This window comes from Trinickia sp. (assembly GCF_051953955.1).
Lineage (GTDB): Bacteria > Pseudomonadota > Gammaproteobacteria > Burkholderiales > Burkholderiaceae > Trinickia.
The window spans coordinates 1-17869 of the sequence record NZ_JBQCIF010000102.1 but is presented as its reverse complement, the minus strand read 5'-3'; the positions used below and the strand labels follow the sequence as shown (position 1 = coordinate 17869).

At 64.3% G+C, this 17869-nt stretch carries 16 protein-coding genes; 9 read left to right on the top strand and 7 right to left on the bottom strand.

Annotation, left to right across the window (positions count from 1 at the left end; translation table 11 throughout):
- Positions 1-123: 123 nt before the first annotated feature.
- The gene (locus ACTHNZ_RS19470) at positions 124-999 is read left to right on the top strand and encodes an extracellular solute-binding protein (RefSeq protein WP_440544206.1); all 876 of its coding nucleotides are present in this window, start codon (positions 124-126) and stop codon (positions 997-999) included.
- Positions 996-2936, top strand: coding sequence for an ABC transporter ATP-binding protein/permease (locus tag ACTHNZ_RS19465; protein WP_440544205.1), 1941 nt, complete (start codon positions 996-998; stop codon positions 2934-2936). Before ACTHNZ_RS19470 ends, ACTHNZ_RS19465 begins: the two co-directional genes overlap by 4 nt.
- On the opposite strand, the gene ACTHNZ_RS19460 is transcribed toward ACTHNZ_RS19465, so the two are convergent.
- The 3 genes from ACTHNZ_RS19460 to ACTHNZ_RS19450 form a co-directional block, all read right to left on the bottom strand.
- Positions 2909-4435, bottom strand: a complete 1527-nt coding sequence (locus ACTHNZ_RS19460) for an aldehyde dehydrogenase family protein (RefSeq protein ID WP_440544204.1) — start codon at positions 4433-4435, stop codon at positions 2909-2911. The two genes, ACTHNZ_RS19465 and ACTHNZ_RS19460, sit on opposite strands and share 28 nt — an antisense overlap.
- 361 nt (positions 4436-4796) lie before the next feature.
- Positions 4797-6092: a c-type cytochrome gene (locus ACTHNZ_RS19455; protein ID WP_440544202.1), complete on the bottom strand. Its 1296-nt coding sequence runs from the start codon at positions 6090-6092 to the stop codon at positions 4797-4799.
- A gap of 19 nt (positions 6093-6111) precedes the next feature.
- Complete coding sequence (locus tag ACTHNZ_RS19450) at positions 6112-7839, bottom strand: methanol/ethanol family PQQ-dependent dehydrogenase (RefSeq protein WP_440544201.1); 1728 nt, start codon at positions 7837-7839, stop codon at positions 6112-6114.
- A 410-nt stretch (positions 7840-8249) separates the two neighbouring features.
- Here ACTHNZ_RS19450 and ACTHNZ_RS19445 point away from each other — a divergent pair, with 410 nt between their 5' ends.
- The 7 genes from ACTHNZ_RS19445 (at position 8250) to pqqE (ending at position 14538) form a co-directional block, all read left to right on the top strand.
- Positions 8250-8501: a hypothetical protein gene (locus ACTHNZ_RS19445; protein ID WP_440544200.1), complete on the top strand. Its 252-nt coding sequence runs from the start codon at positions 8250-8252 to the stop codon at positions 8499-8501.
- A 286-nt stretch (positions 8502-8787) separates the two neighbouring features.
- On the top strand, positions 8788-10797 hold the full coding sequence (locus tag ACTHNZ_RS19440; RefSeq protein WP_440544199.1) for a sigma-54-dependent Fis family transcriptional regulator: 2010 nt from the start codon (positions 8788-8790) through the stop codon (positions 10795-10797).
- A 487-nt stretch (positions 10798-11284) separates the two neighbouring features.
- Positions 11285-11359: a pyrroloquinoline quinone precursor peptide PqqA gene (pqqA, locus tag ACTHNZ_RS19435; protein ID WP_006410019.1), complete on the top strand. Its 75-nt coding sequence runs from the start codon at positions 11285-11287 to the stop codon at positions 11357-11359.
- A gap of 71 nt (positions 11360-11430) precedes the next feature.
- On the top strand, positions 11431-12366 hold the full coding sequence (gene pqqB / locus ACTHNZ_RS19430) for a pyrroloquinoline quinone biosynthesis protein PqqB (protein WP_440544235.1): 936 nt from the start codon (positions 11431-11433) through the stop codon (positions 12364-12366).
- Positions 12363-13100: a pyrroloquinoline-quinone synthase PqqC gene (gene pqqC / locus ACTHNZ_RS19425; RefSeq protein WP_440544198.1), complete on the top strand. Its 738-nt coding sequence runs from the start codon at positions 12363-12365 to the stop codon at positions 13098-13100. Before pqqB ends, pqqC begins: the two co-directional genes overlap by 4 nt.
- Complete coding sequence (gene pqqD, locus ACTHNZ_RS19420; protein WP_440544197.1) at positions 13100-13381, top strand: pyrroloquinoline quinone biosynthesis peptide chaperone PqqD; 282 nt, start codon at positions 13100-13102, stop codon at positions 13379-13381. The genes pqqC and pqqD overlap by 1 nt, the downstream gene beginning before the upstream one ends.
- Positions 13381-14538 (top strand): pyrroloquinoline quinone biosynthesis protein PqqE, encoded by a 1158-nt coding sequence (pqqE, locus tag ACTHNZ_RS19415; RefSeq protein WP_440544196.1) that lies wholly within the window; start codon positions 13381-13383, stop codon positions 14536-14538. The genes pqqD and pqqE overlap by 1 nt, the downstream gene beginning before the upstream one ends.
- A 53-nt stretch (positions 14539-14591) precedes the next feature.
- Here pqqE and ACTHNZ_RS19410 read toward each other — a convergent pair whose 3' ends face one another.
- The 4 genes from ACTHNZ_RS19410 to ACTHNZ_RS19395 are packed head-to-tail and all read right to left on the bottom strand — an operon-like array spanning position 14592 to position 17867.
- Complete coding sequence (locus tag ACTHNZ_RS19410; RefSeq protein ID WP_440544195.1) at positions 14592-15980, bottom strand: sensor histidine kinase; 1389 nt, start codon at positions 15978-15980, stop codon at positions 14592-14594.
- Positions 15956-16621 carry a response regulator transcription factor gene (locus ACTHNZ_RS19405; protein WP_440544194.1) on the bottom strand — a complete coding sequence of 222 codons (666 nt, stop codon included), beginning with the start codon at positions 16619-16621 and terminating at the stop codon, positions 15956-15958. The genes ACTHNZ_RS19410 and ACTHNZ_RS19405 overlap by 25 nt, the downstream gene beginning before the upstream one ends.
- A gap of 39 nt (positions 16622-16660) precedes the next feature.
- On the bottom strand, positions 16661-17107 hold the full coding sequence (locus ACTHNZ_RS19400; protein WP_440544193.1) for a hypothetical protein: 447 nt from the start codon (positions 17105-17107) through the stop codon (positions 16661-16663).
- A 37-nt stretch (positions 17108-17144) separates the two neighbouring features.
- A complete protein-coding gene (locus ACTHNZ_RS19395; protein ID WP_440544192.1) occupies positions 17145-17867 on the bottom strand; it encodes a COG4705 family protein in 723 nt (240 codons plus the stop codon).
- Positions 17868-17869 lie beyond the last annotated feature (2 nt).

Here is a 17869-nt window from a genome sequence, read left to right as displayed (position 1 = left end):
CTGCTCGCTATCACCTTATGGGAACGCCGATACCGGAAATTCGGAGCGCCCCGTATCCCCCGTCGATAATTCGCCTCCGAGCAGGCGTAATATACGAGACTCTATAACGCAAAGGAGACCTGTATGTTGCGCAGGATCGTCGTCGGCATGGCGATGTTGGCGGGGCTCGTTGCCTCGCAAAGCAGCCTGGCGGACGAAGGCACCGTCAAGGTGCTCTATGCCGGCTCGCTCGTGAACGTGATGGAGCGTGCCATCGGCCCCGCCTTCGAAAAGCAGACGGGCTTGCGCTTCGAGGGCTATGCCGCGGGATCGAAGAAGATCGCAAACGAGATCAAGGCGAAGCTGCGCCGCGGCGACGTCTTCATCAGCGCGAGCCCGAAGGTCAACGATGCCCTGATGGGCGCGGCGGGCGGCAACCAAGTAACGTGGTACGCGACGTTCGCCAAATCGCCGCTCTTGATCGGCTACAACGCGAAGAGCCGCTTCGCCCAGGATTTCCGGACCAAGCGCTGGGACGAAGTGCTGGAAACGCCCGGTATCCGCATCGGCCGCACCGATCCGAAGCTCGATCCGAAAGGGATGTTCACGCTCGAGCTCGTAAGCCGGGCGGCGGCGCTGTACGGCAAGCCCGACTTGGTTGCGAAAACGCTCGGCAAACCCGGCAATCCCGAGCAGGTCTTGCCTGAGGAAACGCTCGTCGGCCGCCTGCAGTCGGGGCAACTCGATGCCGGGTTCTTCTATTCCACGGAAACGTCGGATCTGAATATCCCCGCCATTCAGCCTGCCTCCGAACTCAAAATCCAAGCCAATTACACGGTGACGGTGCTCGCCGATGCGCCGAATGCGCCCGGCGCGGCGAAATTCGTCGATTTCCTGATGAGCGCGCAAGGGCGCGATTTGCTGAAGGCTCATGGCGTCGATCTGGTCACGCCGGAGATCAGCGGTGACACGCAAGCCGTCCCCGCCGCGCTGAAAACGGCGTTCGATTCGAGCCGATGAAACGAAGCGTTGCGCGGCCCCTTCTGCCGCTCGCCATCCTGCTCGCGGTTTATCTGTGCCTGCCGTTCATCGCAAGCGCTCCGCAAGTCGCGCACGTGGATTGGGCGAGCGTCGACTGGCGCTCGACGGCGTCCGCCATCGGCGTGTCCATTGCAAGCGCCAGCGTGGCGGCACTCATCGTCTTGCTCACGGGCGTGCCGCTCGGCTACTGGCTCGCGCGCTCGTCGTCGCGCGCCATGGCTGTCCTCGGCTTCGTCGTGCAATTGCCGCTCGCGCTGCCGCCGTTGACGAGCGGCGTGCTGCTGCTGTTCCTCGTCGGGCCGTATAGCGCGATCGGACGCGCGCTGAACGGCGCGCTGACGGACTCGTTCGCGGGCATCGTCATTGCCGAGACGTTCGTCGCCGCGCCGTTCCTGATCGTGGCCGCACGCTCTTCGTTCGCGGCCGTCGACCCTGTCTACGAAGACGTTGCGGCCACGCTCGGCCACCATGCGATGAGCCGGTTTCTACGCGTGGTGCTGCCCGCGGCATGGCCCGGCATTCGCGCCGGGCTCGCGCTGACTTGGCTGCGCGCGTTCGGCGAATTCGGTGCGACGGTGATGGTCGCCTATCACCCCTATTCGCTGCCGGTTTACACGTATGTGCTTTTCGGCGGGCAAGGCTTGCCGGCCATGATGCCGCTGCTGCTGCCGACATTGGCGATCGCGATCGCCTGTGCGGGGCTCTCGGCCCGCCGCCCGCATGCACGGTACGACGCCACGCACGAGCCGGCCAACCCTGCCGCCGAGCCCGCGCTCGCTCCCGCGCCGCTCAGGCAGGGCGAAGCGAACGATGTCCGCCTCGCCGTCCAGTTGAACAAGCGGCTCGGCACGTTCGAATTGGCGCTGCAATGGGCGCCTTCGACGAGACGCCTCGCCATCATCGGCCCCTCTGGCTCCGGCAAATCGCTGGCACTACGCTTGATCGCGGGCCTCGAGCGCAACGAAGCGGGAAGCGTGGAGCTGGGCCGGCGGGAACTTGGCGGGCTCGAACCCGAACGGCGGCAAATCGGTTACATGCCGCAAGACTATGGGTTGTTTCCGCACATGACGGTGCGGGAGCAACTTGCGTTTCCGATCGATGCCGACGCCGCGAGCGCGCGGTACTGGACCGAGCACTTGGGGCTTGCGCCGCTGCTGAGCCGCCTGCCGCATCAGCTTTCGTTCGGCCAGCGTCAGCGCGTCGCGCTCGCGCGGGCGCTGACGCGTCATAGTCACCTGCTTTTGTTCGACGAGCCGTTTTCCGCACTCGATACGCCACGGCGGCGCCGCCTTCGGCAGTCGCTGCGCGAGCTGCAACGCGAGATCTCCGCCGTGACGATTCTCGTGACGCACGATCCCGACGAAGCCGCGCTGCTAGCTGACGAGTTGCTCGTCATCGATCAAGGCCGGATGCTCCAGGCTGGCCCGACCGAGCAGGTGTTCGCAGAACCCGCGAGCCTGCGCGTGGCCGAATTGCTCGGCCTTCGCAACGTGGGCGCCGGGGTGATGCACGGTTCGGGACGCGTGGAAGTGCACGACGGTTTGATGCTCGAGACGGCGAATCGATCCATCGAGGCGGGCCGCGCCGTGATGTGGCGAGTCGCTTCGCGCGCGATCCGCCCGGGTGCCGGGCCCGGCTCGTTCAAAGCGAAGGTTCGTGCGATCGACCTGCGCAACGGCGAGCGCTACGCTTGCATCGAGGCAGCCGGCGGGCAATTCGACGTGTGGATCGGCGAGTCGGCGCTGCGGGAGGCGCAAGTCGAGACGTTCACCGTCGATCCTACGGGGGTGTCGGTATGGATCGCCGGCCGAGCACCGCATTCCACTGCGGCGCGCGGGCCAGCGGCCGGCCTGCCGCTGCCGCTACCGCGGCAGCGATCCGGTCACGATCAGAAGAACCCTAGCGCCTCGGCTTGATAGCTGACGAGCAGGCACTTGGTCTGCTGATAGTTCTCGAGCGCTTTCTTATGCGTCTCGCGGCCGATGCCCGATTGCTTGTAGCCACCGAACGCGGCATGCGCCGGATAGAGGTGATAGCAGTTCGTCCAAACACGGCCCGCCTCGATTTCACGGCCCATCCGATAGGCGCGCGTGCCGTTGCGCGTCCAGACGCCGGCGCCGAGACCGTAGAACGTATCGTTGGCCAGTTCGATCGCCTCTTGCTCGTCCTTGAACGTCATCACCGATGCGACGGGCCCGAAGATTTCTTCCTGGAAGACGCGCATCTTGTTGTTGCCCAGCAGCATCGTCGGCTGAACGTAGAAGCCGTCGCCGAGCTCGGCGAGCGGTGCCGTGCGCGCACCGCCGGTCAGGCACTGCGCGCCTTCGCCGCGGCCGATGTCGATGTACGACAGGATCTTGTCGAGCTGCTGCTGCGAGGCCTGCGCGCCGATCATCGTCTGCGGATCGAGCGGATGGCCGGCCTTGATTCTGCCGACGCGCTCGATCGCTTTCTCGATGAAGCGCTCGTAGATCGATTCCTGGATCAGCACGCGCGACGGGCACGTACAGACTTCGCCTTGGTTCAACGCGAACATCGCGAGGCCTTCGAGCGCTTTGTCGAGGTATGCGTCATCCTGATCGAGCACGTCGGCGAAGAAGATGTTCGGGCTCTTGCCGCCGAGCTCGACCGTGCTCGGGATCAAGTTGTCCGCCGCGGCGTGCAAGATGCGCTTGCCGACCGGTGTCGAGCCCGTAAAGGCCAGCTTCGCGAGCCGGGAGCTCGTCGCCAACGCTTCGCCCGCTTCTTTCCCGAAACCATTGACGATGTTGATGACGCCGGCCGGAAACAAGTCGCCGATGAGCTCCATGAGGACGAGCACGGAAGCCGGCGTCTGCTCGGCCGGTTTCATCACGACGCAGCAGCCGGCCGCCAGCGCGGGCGCGAGCTTCCACGCTGCCATCAGCAGCGGGAAATTCCATGGAATGATCTGGCCGACGACGCCCATCGGCTCGTGGAAATGATAGGCCACCGTGTTGTCGTCGATCTCCGAGATTCCGCCTTCTTGCGCGCGGATGCAGCCCGCAAAATAGCGGAAGTGATCGACGGCGAGCGGAAGATCGGCGGCCATCGTCTCGCGCAGCGGCTTGCCGTTGTCGATCGTCTCCGCCACGGCGAGCAGCTTCAGGTTCTTCTCCATGCGGTCCGCCACGGCGAGCAGCAGATTGCCGCGCTCCGTCGTCGAGGTCTTGCCCCACTTGCGGCGCGCAGCATGCGCGGCATCGATCGCGAGCTCGATATCCTCGCCGCTCGAACGCGGAATGCGGCAGAACGGCTTGCCGTTGATCGGCGAGACGTTCTCGAAGTAATTGCCGCCGACGGGAGGAACCCATTTGCCGCCGATGTAGTTGTCGTATTGCTTGCGGTAAGGGAATTCGATATCCAGGCCGAGTTGCTTCAGGTCAAACGGGTCCATCGCATGTCTCCTTTCGATTCGATCGCGTAGTGCTGGCATTGAGCGTTACAGCGTGGTTCGGCTGCCGGCTGCATGAGGCAACATGCATGCCACGCTGAAAGCCTTGAAAATCTGCTGATTTCGGCATCCAGCCGTGCTCGCACTGTTTTGTTTCGGCACAGTTCTCGTTTTTGTTTTGCAGCGGGTGTCGCAATTTAAGACACCTCGAATAAATCGCATGGCGATCAGCGAAGCGTGCACTGACTACGTATCGTCATTGCGCGCGAGTCACTCGCTCGTGGCCCGCGCGCTCCTGTGCGCCTGCGCTCCCGCGTTCATGCATTCACGCGCTCCTGCATTCACGCGCTTCGCCACTAAGCGCTCACTTCGCGGCGGCCGCGCCTATCCCCGCATGAGCGGCGCCGAGCGGGCCGGCATTGAGCAACGTGGCGGAACTGCGCGCGCTGTCCGCCGTCATTTTTTCGTTGCCGGGCGCGTACCCGTTCGCATTGAGCAAGTACGCCATGATCGCGGCGTACTCGTCGTCCTTGAGCTTGCCGGGGCGATCGGCCGGCATGTTCGTCGACATGTAGGTGTAGATGCCGCCGATCGTCAAATGCGAACCGCTCGCGGGCGCGAAGGCGGGCCCGCTCAGCGCCGGTGCCGTGACGCCCTGCATGTTCGCGCCGTGACACTTGGCGCAAGCGCTACCGTACAAGCGCTTGCCGTGCGCGACCTGCTTGTTGTCGAACGAAGGGGCATCGCGAGTGGGTGCGGGGGCGGGTGCAGCCGATACCTTGACGATGCGCCCGAGCTCGTGCGCCGAATAGGCCGCATCGCGCAATGTGCCGCGCCGCTGGGTGAACGCGCGTCCATCCAAGTAGGCGAATTGCGCGGGCGCGGCTCGCGCTGACCGGATCGATGCGGGCAGCGTCCACGGTTGCGTCAGTGCCGCCAATCGTCCATCGGCGGCCATCGCAGCGAGTGCGCCATCGACGCTCCGCTGCAATGCCTTTGCGCCCGGATCGAAAGCGAAGACGAGTTGCCAGCCCGAATACGGCGAGCGCGTCTTGCGCACGTCGAAGTGCTGCCCCGCATGCGCGCGCCGATACGCGACGACGGCCGGATACCAGACGATCGCGCGCATCGCGCGGCCGCTTGCAACCGCATCGACCGTCAACTCCGGCGTGTTCTCGAGATCGAAGCGCGCGTGCTGCTCCTGAACCGCGATTAGCTGCGAAGGACTTCCGTACGTTGCGGCGACGACCTCGCGCTCGGCTCCGCCGCGCTCCCGTGCGCCGGCCTCGGCGCTGACGCTGACGTAGTCCGCCCGCAAATAGCCGCGCGAGAACCGCATCGCGCTGCTCGCCGCATCGGCAACGGACGAGCGGGGAAAACCCGCGATCGCATCGCAGCCGTGGCCGAGCGTTCGGCGCAACTCCTTCACGGAGACGCCGTCGTCGTCGCCGCCGGGGATACCTTCGGCGACGATCGTGGCCGCGATGCCGGCCGTCTTGAACGCCTCTTGCGCCACGGCCTTGTCGAGTGCGGCAGACGGGCTGCCGGGAAACGTGCAAACGTGAATCGGAGCCGCCACGGCCGCAGGCGAAGCGAGGACGAATCCGAATCCGGCGACGGCCATTGCGGCCGCCGCATAGGGGTAACGAGGGGTTTTCATGATCGTCGATACTCTCCAATCAACCGTGATGCAGCGCGAACACATAGAGCGTTCCGCCGCGCGGCACTTTGTCGGCGATCTTCGCCATCGGGCCGCCCCAGATCGGATTCGCGCCGCCGTAGCCCGCGAGCACGGCGACATACTCCTGCCCGTTCGCTTCGAAGACGGACGGTTGCGCGACGATGCCGCTCGCGAGCTTAGGGCTCTGCCAGAGCACCCTGCCCGTGGCCTCGTCGAAAGCGTAGAGATGACCGTCGAGCGAACCGCTGAACGCGAGCCCTCCGGCCGTGCTGGCCACGCCGCCATTCCATGGCATCTTGGTCCAGTGGCTCCAGACCTTCTTTCCCGTATCGACGTCGATCGCCTGCAGCTCGCCATAGCCTTTGCTGCCGGGCTCCGGCTGGATCTCGAAGCCTTCCCCGAGATAAGGCAGGCCTTCCATGTAGCTGACCGATTTGCCCGAGAGCGTCATGCACGCATGCAGCGTCGGCACGAAGGCGAGATGCTTGGCAGGATCGTACGAGACGGACCACCAGTTCTTGCCGCCGAGAAAGCTCGGGCAGGTGCGGATCGTCGTGCCGACGGCCGGATACTTCGACGCATCCTCGATCGGGCTGCCATCCGGCGCGTAGCCGGTCACCGACGTCGCCTTCACGAACGGATTGGCGTAGATGAGCTTGCCCGTTGCGCGATCGATCGCATGGAAGAAGCCGTTGCGATCGGCGTGGATGATCGCGTCATAGTCCTTGCCACCATGCTTGATGCTCGCGAGGATCGGCGTGTTCACGCCGTCGTAGTCCCATGTGTCGTTGCTCGTGTACTGGTAGTGCCATTTGATGTCGCCCGTCTTCGGATCGAGCGCGAGCAGCGAATCCGAATAGAGGTTGTTGCCGGGCCGCAGCTTCGCGAGCCACGGGCCGGGATTGCCGACGCCCCAGAACAGCGTCTTCGTCGCCGGATCGACTGTGCCTGTCAGCCACGATGCGCCGCCGCCGTGCGCCTGCATGCCGTCGGGCCAGGTGTCGCCGCCCTTCTCCTTAGCATCCGGGATCGTCGTGCGCTTCCAGAGCAAGTTGCCGTTGGCCGGATCGAGCGCGGCGATGAAGCCGCGCGCGCCGTACTCGCCGCCCGAATTGCCGACGACGATCGCGCCGTCGAGTGCGAGCGGGGCCAGCGAGAACGCGTAGCCCGTGCCGGGATCGAACATCCGCTTCTTCCACGCGACGTTGCCCGAGCGCGCATCGAGCGCGACGATCTCGCCGTCGAGCATCGCGATATAGACGTTCTTGCCGTAAAGGGCCACGCCGCGATTCACGACGTCGCAGCATGCGTTCTTGAACGCTTCGGGTCCGAGGTTCGGCTCGTACTTCCAGAGCGGCTTGCCCGTGGCCGCATCGAACGCGTAGACGTTGTCCTTCGGCGTACTCACGAACAAATAGCCGCCGTTGACGATCGGCGTGGCCTCGAAGCCTTGCTGAAGATCGGCCGGAAACTTGTAGCTCCAAGCGAGCGCGAGGCGCTTGACGTTCGACGTATCGATTTGCTTCGCGGGCGAATGCGATTGCCCGTCGTAGGTGCGGTAGTAGGTGAGCCAGCCGGGATCGCTCTGCGCGTTCGAGAGCCGTTCATAGGTGACCGGCGGGTAGTCGCCGGCTGCGTTCGAACGTTGCGGCGAAAGGCCGATGACGGCGAGCGCGCATGCTGCGAGCGCGCGGCGCCACTGGACCGAAGCGAAACTGCGATTCATGTGTGTCTCCTGTGTCGACCTGTATTTTTCGCGGCGCGACTCGGGTGACGGTGAGGACACGATGAGCGAGCAACGGCCGCGGGCCACGCTGAACGCAAAGGGTGTGCCATTGACGGCGCGGCAGCGCACGAAGCGCCGATGGCCGCTCCTGCGCGTGCGAGACGCGGTGATCGCGCTCGATGCGCCCATGAAGACGGGCCGTTCAAAGCTGAAACACCTTCGACGTTGGCTGTGTCGCAAAACAAAACACCGTGTTCGCCGTGAGACATTCGCGCCGCCCTCTATCGCACGTCAGGCCGTCCTGGCCGCGCGGGCGTTCGATGCCGGCGGCCATCGAGCAAGCATTGGCACGCTTCTCGCACGACTAGGCGCAAAACGCCGAGCGGCGATATTGCGCGATGGAGGAGGCCATGAGACAGCTCAGGATGGCGGTGGAGAAATGGCTTGCGCCCACGTCGGCGGCGTCCGTGCGCGTCACGCGGCTCACGGGCAGCGCTAGCGGAAGACAGGGCGTGCGCGTGGAGATCGACGGACCAAAAGGGCCTATCTCGCTGCACTTCTTCCGTCATGGCGACGGCGCCTGGCAAGTGTTCCCGCCGGCACGCGCGAGTCTCACGATGGGTGCATATGCCGCGGTGATACGCGCGAGGGTAGCAACGTGAAATCGAATTCGTCGGACCAGGCGCACTCCGAGGCGCATGGCTCGGGCTTCGGTACGCATGGGACTAACATTGCGCGAGATCAAAGCCGCGCGTAGTCGCCTCGACCGCTCGGGATAACCCTGATGTTCGCACAGGCATGCGGGCGTCATCGTATTGGATCGACGCCCTCTCGCTCACGCTCGTGACACGAGGGTGTCGCGCGATGGTTGCGAACTGGCGCAGTTTTTGCTCTTCCCGGAGTCAAAAGCGCCTGAGCCGCGGGCCGGCGCACGATCAGGAGGAGACAATGCGCAACGTCGTTCATCGCCCCGCGCATGCGGTGGCGGGTGGCGAGTCGAGTTGGCCTATCCCGTGTATCCAAAAAGCGCATGAACGCTCGGAGGGCTACGGGCTCGCAACGAATGCCCGGCCCGACTACGACATCTTGCCCGCCTCCGAGCTCGCGCTGAAAGTCGAGCAGAACCGCATTCTCTGTGCGCACGCGATGCCCGTCATGGAGACGCTGCGCGAGCAGATCGTCAACACCGAAAGCATGGTGGTGCTGACCGATGCGCAAGGACTCATCCTCCATTCGATTGGCGACGACGACTTCCTCGCCCGCGCGGAGAAGGTTGCGTTGCGCCCCGGCGCACAGTGGTCCGAAGATCGGCAAGGCACGAACGCGATCGGCACGGCGCTCGCCGAACGCAGCCCCACCGTCGTTCACGGCGATCAGCATTTTCTCGCGGCGAATCACTTCCTGACTTGCTCGAGCGTGCCGATCCTCGATCCGTACGGCGATCTCGTCGGCGTGCTCGACGTGACGGGCGACTACCGCAGCTACCATCAGCACACGATGGCGCTCGCCAAGATGTCCGTGCAGATGATCGAGAATCACCTGTTCGCCGCCACGTTCCGCGATACGCTGCAAGTGGCCTTCCACAGCCGCCCCGAATTTCTCGGCACGTTGATGGAGGGCATTGCGGCCTTTACCGGAGACGGGCGCTTCCTCTCGGCGAACCGCAGCGCTCAGTTCCAATTGGGCATGCCGCTCGCCGCGCTGCGCGCCCACACGCTCTCGTCGCTGTTCGGCACGACGAGCGCCGAGCTCGTCGACCGCCTGCGCACGAGCCGAGACCCGATTCTTTCGCTGAACCTTCATAACGGCGCCGTCGTTTGCGCAAGCGTCACGTTCAGGCGTGCGCTGCTGACCTCGGGTGGCTGGCAAACCGAGGCGCGCCGCGAGATGGGCGCACAGGCTCAACCATGTCCGGCGCAAAGCCCGCGCAGCAGCCTGCGCACCTTGCGCCTGGATCAACTCGATACGGGCGACCCGCAAGTTTCGACCGTGATCGCGAAAGTGCGCAAGGTGATCGGCAAGGACATTCCGCTGCTGATCACCGGCGAGACGGGCACCGGGAAAGAGTTGCTCGCGCAGGCGATCCACAACGAATCGCCACGGCGCTCCGGGCCATTCGTGGCCGTGAACTGCGCCTCGATTCCCGAAACGCTGATCGAATCGGAGCTCTTCGGCTACGAGGAAGGCGCCTTCACCGGCGCACGGCGCAAGGGTGCCGTCGGCAAGATCGTGCAAGCCCACGGCGGTACGCTGTTTCTCGATGAAATCGGCGACATGCCCTATCCGTTGCAGGTGCGGCTGCTGCGCGTGCTGCAAGAGCGCGTCGTCAACCCGCTCGGATCGACGAAGACGATACCCGTCGACATCGCCATCGTCTGCGCCACGCACCGCGACCTGCGCGAGATGATCGCGCAGAATCGCTTCCGCGACGATCTCTATTACCGCTTGAACGGGCTCATCGTGAAGCTGCCGCCATTGCGCGAGCGCAAGGATCTCGCCGTCGTCATCGGCAAGATGCTCGAGCGCGAGGCGCTGAGGGGCGCCGATGGCCAATGCCTGACGATCGCATCGGACGTCATGCGTCTATTCGAGCGTTGCACGTGGCCCGGCAACTTCCGACAGCTCGGCAATCTGCTGCGGACCGCCGCCGCCATGGTCGATGACGACGGCGAGATCCGTTGCGAACATCTGCCCGACGACTTCTTCGACGACCTGCGAAAGAGCGAGACGCAGCCGCAGGCCGCGGGTCCTGCAGCCGTAGCCGCGGAAGCGCCTTGCGCTTTACCTTCTCAGCAAGGCACGCGGCTTCAGGATGTGGCGGCGCAAGCGATCGCCGCCACGCTCGCCCAGTGCGGCGGCAACGTCTCGGCCGCTGCGCGCGCGCTTGGGGTGTCGCGCGCCACGCTCTACCGCAAGATGACTCAGGCTGCGCCCTCGAAGCGCGACGATCAGGACTGAGGCGTTTTTCCGGCAGCGCGGGCGCAGGCGGCTTCGCTCTCGCTCTTGCTTTCGCTGCTTGCGGCTTGCTCCTCGCTGCTTCCTGCTTCCTGCTTCCTGCTTCCGGCTTCCGGCTTCCTGCTCCGGACGTTCGGTGTCGCAATTTGCGACAGTGCGTCGCCGATTGAAACACCGAGTGTCTCGCTGCGCGCTCCGTGGTGCGCCGCTTTCGAACTCCGTAGTCCGTTTCGCGCCAACTTTGCAGCGAGCCCACCCCCGCTCGTTCGCTTGCTTGCCGATTCTGCCCCGGCATGCCGCGTCTCCTTTTCGCTGCGCATACCGGTCCGGCCATTCGGCCCTTCCGCCCATTTCTGCCGCTACCGTTATGCCGCTACCGCCCAACGCCCCGTGATCGGCATAGCCCTTGCTACTAATCGGGCAGCCGCACGAAAAGCAACCGCGGTGACTCGGCATCAACATCCCGTTCGATCCAATCCAGGAGAAAGCCATGCAATGGACTACGCCCGCCTACACCGATCTTCGTTTCGGTTTCGAAATCACGATGTACATCGCGAACCGCTGACGCGCGGCTAACGCGCCGCGCGGGACGCCTTCGACTCCGCTCCCGCGCGGCCGCATCGAGAGGGCATGCCCATGTTGATCAAGGTGCTCGGCTCCGGCGCTGGCGGCGGACTACCCCAGTGGAATTGCAATTGCGCCAACTGTTCGAGGGCGCGCGCCTTCACGGGCGGAATCACGCCTCGCACGCAATCGTCGATTGCGGTCAGCGAGAACGGCGTCGATTGGGTGCTCATCAATGCATCGCCCGATTTGCTGGCGCAACTGCGCGCGCATCCCGAGCTGCAGCCAGCGCGCTCGCTGCGCGATAGCGGCATTGCGGCCGTCATGCTCTGCGATGCGCAGATCGATCACGTGACGGGGCTCTTGATGCTGCGCGAGCGCACGAGCAAGTTGCCGCTCTATGCCACACGCCCCGTGCTCGGCGACTTGTCGAGCACCTTCCCGCTCATTCCGTTGCTCGGTCATTACTGCGGGGTCGAGCAGCATCCCATCGTTCCAGGCGAATCCTTTCGCATCGCGCCGCTGGCCGGCGTGCGCTTCACGGCGATCGCCATCGAAAGCGCCGCCCCGCCGTACTCGCCGCATCGCCATGCGCCCGTCGCCGGCGACAACATCGCCCTGCTGATCGAAAACATCGAAACAGGTGCGCGCGCTTTCTATGCGCCGGGCCTCGCGCAAGCATCGGACGCGATCATGGCCGCGATGAAATCGGCGCAGCTCGTCCTCGTGGACGGCACGTTCTGGACCGACAGCGAAATGATCGAGCTTGGCCTTTCGAGCAAACGCGCCACCGACATGGGACACCTTGCGCAATGCGCGACGAATGGAACGCCCGGCATGATCGCGTTGCTCGATACGCTGCCGAGCACGACGCGCAAGGTCCTCATTCACATCAACAACACGAATCCGATTCTGGATCCGGCCTCCGATGCTCACGCGATCGTGCGTGAACATGGCATCGAGATCGCGGAAGACGGAATGCAACTCTCCCTTCAGGTGCAGCCTTGAACGCGACACCCACGACAGCCACGACAGCCGCACGCACGGCACAGACGAGCGATTCGCCCTGGCCCCGCGACGAATTCGAGGCGAATCTGCGCGCCCTCGGCAAGCGCTATCACATCCATCATCCGTTCAACGTGCGCCTGAACAGCGGCCAGTGCACGCCCGATGAAATCCGCGGCTGGGTGGCGAACCGCTTCTACTATCAAATCAACATCCCGCTGAAGGACGCGGCGATTCTCTCGAACTGCGACGATCGCGAGACGCGGCGCCTCTGGATCCAGCGCATCCTCGATCATGACGGCTACGGCCAAGACGCCGGCGGCATCGAATCGTGGGCGCACCTCGCCGACGCGGTGGGGCTCACGCGCGACGAACTGTGGTCGCTCGAGCACGTCGTGCCGGGCGTGCGATTCGCCGTCGATGCCTATGTCAATTTCGCGCGGCGCGTGCCGTGGCAGGAAGCCGTCTGCTCCTCGCTCACCGAGATGTTCGCGCCGCAGATCCACAAAGATCGGCTTTCGGGATGGCCCTCTCTCTATCCTTGGATCGATCAGAAGGGCCTCCACTATTTTCGGAGCCGGATCCCGCTTGCGGCGCGCGACGTGGAGCACGGGTTGGCCGTCACGCTCGACTATTTCCGGACGCGCGCCGCGCAGCAGCGCGCGCTCGACATTCTCCAGTTCAAGCTCGATATCTTGTGGTCGATGCTCGACGCCGTCGAAAAGGCCTACTCGTGATGGACTACACCAACGCCGTGAGCGGCGCGCCGTTGCGTCCGCGACTTCGTCCCGTCTACAGGCTGCAATGGGAAGCGAAGCAGGACGCTTATGTGCTGCTCTATCCCGAGGGGATGGTGAAACTGAATCCCAGCGCGGGACAGATACTCGTGCGGTGCGACGGCACGCGCGAGCTCGATGAGATCATCGCCGAGCTCGAGGCGCTGTTCAACGCGCAGGATCTTGCCCCGGACGTCTACCGGTTTCTCGATCATGCGCGGCAGCGCGGATGGGTGGATTGATGAACGCGCTCGATGCTTCAACGGCTTCTGATTCCGTCGCTTCGGATACCGCCGCCTCTGCCCCGGTATCGGCGCCGCTTTGGCTGCTGGCCGAGCTCACCTACCGGTGCCCGCTTCATTGCGCGTTTTGCTATAACCCGGTGGATTTTTCGAGTCACGGGCGCGAGCTCGACACTGAGGCATGGCTGCGCGTGATTGCCGAAGCGCGCGCGTTGGGCGCCGTGCAGATCGGTTTTTCCGGCGGCGAGCCGCTCGTTCGGGACGATCTCGAAACGCTCGTCGCGCACGCGCGCGGTTTGGGTTTCTATACGAACCTCATCACGTCGGGCGTTGGGCTCAACGAAGCGCGCATTGCCGCTTTGAAGCAGGCTGGACTCGATCACATACAACTCTCGTTTCAGGACTCCACGCGCGAGCTCAACGATTTTCTGTCGAGTACGCGCACGTTCGATCTCAAACGCAAAGTCGCGCACTTGATCAAAGCGCATGGCTATCCGATGGTGCTCAACTGCGTGCTGCATCGATACAACCTGCCGCACGTTGCGCAGATCATCGAGATGGCGCTCGAGATCGGCGCCGAGTATCTCGAGCTGGCCAACACGCAGTACTACGGATGGGCGCTACTCAATCGCGAGCAATTGATGCCTACTCAGGAAGCGCTGCGCGAGGCCGAGGACGTGGTCAATCGATATCGATCTCGTGTGGGGGAACGCTGCCGGATCTTGTTCGTCGTGCCCGATTACTTCGAGCAGCGGCCGAAGGCGTGCATGAACGGGTGGGGCTCCGTGTTTCTCGGCGTGGCACCTGATGGGGCAGCGTTACCGTGCCATGCGGCGCGATCGCTGCCGGGGCTCGATTTGCCGAACGTGCGAGCGATGCCACTCTCGACGATTTGGTACGAAAGCGAGGCCTTCAATGCGTTTCGCGGAGAACGTTGGATGCGCGAGCCGTGCCGCAGTTGCGACGAACGAGCGACGGATCACGGCGGATGCCGGTGCCAGGCTTACCTGCTGACGGGCGATGCGCGTGCGGCCGATCCTGTTTGCGCGAAGTCGCCGCATCACGGGGAGGTCGAGCGGGTTGTCGCGTTTGCGCGGCAGGCGGCGGGCGGCGATGAAAGGCCCCTCGTGTTTCGGAGCATGGCGATGGGGAAATAACACGGCCATGTTGATTCACCCGGCCATGTTATCGCCCTCCAGGCACGGCTCCCCTAATCGGGCTTGTGGTCAGTATGGACCGAAACCGACGCCATCTTCGGAAACAACACCGTCACCCTCAACCCACTTCGCTTCACCTCATCGGAAAACCCCAATCGAATCTCGGCGCCGATCCGATCGGAGATCGCCTTCACGATCGAAAGCCCGAGCCCCGAGCCGATCTGCTCGCTGCCCAGCGTGCGATAGAACGGATCGAAAACGCGCTCGCGCTCGGAAACCGCGATGCCCGGGCCCGTATCCTCGATACATAACGCAGCCCTACCCTCCACCGTGCTCACGGAGAGATCGACTCGACCACCCACCGGCGTATAGCGGATCGCGTTATCGACTAGGTTCTTCACCAAGGCAATCATGTCCAATTCGCCGCCCCACACCTGCGCGTCTTGCTCGCCCTCGCTTCCAATGTCGATGCGCTTCGCCTCGGCCAACGGCATCAGGTCCTCGAGCACCCGGCGAAAGACACCTTGGAGCGAGACCGGCGACGTCGCCGACTCGGCAACGGACTGCGCCTTAGCCAGCTTAAGCAGTTGATCGAGCAGGTTTCGGCCTCGTTCGATCCCTTGACGCAGCACAGCCAGCCGCTCGCGCGCCGGGACGGACATCTGAGCATCCTGCAGCCGCTCCGCTTGCAGCGACAGCGCAGTCAGCGGCGAGCGCAGTTCGTGCGCCGCATCGGCGACGAAGCGGCGCTGAGCGTCCATCGCTTGCGCCACGCGGCCAAGCAACCGATTGATCGCCACGGCAAATGGCCGAACTTCCATGGGAAGCGCACCATCATCGATAGGATGCAGCTCCTGCTCGGCGCGCTCATCGATTTCCGCCGACACAGCCGCGATAGGCCGAAACATCTTGCGCACGAGATCGGCGACGACGAGCAGCAAAACCGGCACGAGGATCAGAAAAGGCATCACAGTGCGAAACGCACCATCGCGGGCGATCTCGTTGCGGAAGCTCGATTCCTGCGCCACCGCGATGCGCTCTCCCACAGCCGTTGTCCTGACGAGCACGCGGAACGCCTCGCCGCCGACATCGAGCGAATGCAGACCATCGGCCAGCGTCGGCGGCAACTTGAGCGGCCCGCCACTATCCACGCCGATCGTGGACGAATCGCCGTCACCCAAGCGTTGGACGATCACGCGCGCCTCTTCATCGCCGTCTTTGACGCGGCCATCGGCAACCGAAGGGAACGACGGTAACCGTTGCCAATCCACGAGCTGCGCCACCTGGCGCAAGACATCGTCCTGCAGCTCATGCGCCTCGTCGAAGGCCGACAGAAACGAGAATACCCCCGCCACCACCGCCACGACCAGAATCGCCACGGACAACGTGACGGACAGCTTCAGCTGAACCGACTCGTTCAAGCGCTTTTTGAAACCATCCATCCAACGCCCCTGACGTTTTTGATGATGTCGCTGCCGAGCTTGCGCCGCAGCGCGTGAATCAGAAATTCGACCGCATTGCTTTCGACTTCCTCTCCCCAGCCGTAGATCCGATCCTCGAGCTCGCTGCGAGAGAGAATGGCGCCTGGCCGAACGAGCAGCGCCTGCAGCAGCGCAAATTCGCGGTTCGACAGTTGAACCGGAGCGCCGCCGTTGATGCCGGCTTCTTTCGTGACGGGATCGAGCGATACCACGCCGTTGCTGAGAATGGGTGCCGCGTTGCCTGCCTTACGCCGCAACACCGCGCGCATCCGGGCGAGCAGCTCCGCCATTTCGAACGGCTTGAGCACGTAATCGTCGGCGCCGCCGTCCAGGCCTCGCAAGCGGTCATTCAAACCGTCGCGTGCCGTGATGATGACGAGGGGAACGGGGTTGTCCTTGGCGCGAAGGGTGGCCAGCACCTCCAAGCCATCCTTTCCGGGCAGGCCCAAGTCCAGCAATACCAGGTCATAGTGCTGGCACGCGAGCGTCGTCAACGCGTCGTGCCCGTTCTTGACCCAGTCCGTCGCGTAGGACGCGTCCTTCAATGCTGCCTGAACCGCATCGCCGATCATGGGATCGTCTTCGACCAGCAGTACCCGCATTCCGCCTCCATTCAATCGCCGTTCGACGTTCTTCCCGGCCTAGCCCCGCAGCGTATCAAAGGTTTTGAGCAGATTGGCCATGGCGGCCTTGCAATCGGCCTGATTCGGCGCATCGGCACGCAACGCGCCCAACGCCTCGTCGATCGCCCTATCCAGAACGTGCCACTCGGCGGCGGCGCGCGGCTTCAGCCCAGCCTCGGCGGAATCCCACGAGACCTCCAAATCCTTGATGCGTGTCTTTGCCGCGGGCAGGTCACCCTTGTCCACGATGGCCGACACGTCGATGGCGATGGCACGGAACGACGATAGATCGCCGAGCTTGGAGCCCGCGTTGGCCTGCGATGCGGCAGGCGCCTGGGCCGTCGTGGCCGCGTCGGCGGACATGCCGCCTTCGCCGGTGGATTTGGAGCAGCCGGCGGCGAGCGCCAGTAGCAAAGCGGCCGATACGGCGAGCATGGGGCGAGCGAATGCGTGTTGCGTGGACATGGGGGGCCTCGTAGGCGTAGGTAAAAGGTTCGGACGATTACTTGGCGACTTGGGCGGTGCGGCTAGCGTTCATCGAGAACTGCGCCGCGGCAACGAGCATGACGATCACGGCGAGGAACAGTGCACTCGTCCACATGGCGCCCATGCCGAGCCCGCCATAGGTCTTCGCTTGGGTCAGCAAATCGCCCAGTGCGGCGCCGAATGGGCGGGTCAGGATGTAGCCGATCCAGAAGGTCAGCACGGCGTTGCCCCCGAAGCGCCAGGCGGCATAGGTCGCGCCGATCAACACGCCGAACGCGACGGCGCCCAAGGTGAAGCCTAGGCCGAGTGCCTCGGTTGCGAGATCGCCTGCTGCCGTGCCGAGCGCGAACGTGCAGAGGATCGCGGCCCAGTAAAAGAGCTCGCGTCTACGCGTCACGACGTCGTGAATGGACAGCGTGCGTTCGACGCGATGCCAAGCGAAGAAGATCGCGGCCAGCCCCACGGCGAACACGGCGGTGCTGAGGTAGAGGCTGACGCCCAGGCCATCGGTGAGCAGATCGGTGATCTGAGTGCCGACCACGCTGACCAGCACGACCGTCAGCCAGTAGATCCACGGCGTGTAGCGGCGGGTGCGCAATTGGTGGAATAACGCGGCCGCCAGCAGCACGGCCATGACGGTGCGGGTGACGCCTTGGCCCCAGCCCGCGTTGACGGCCAGGAAGTCGGCGCCTGTTTCGCCCACCGTCGTGGACATGATCTTGATGATCCAGAACGACAGCG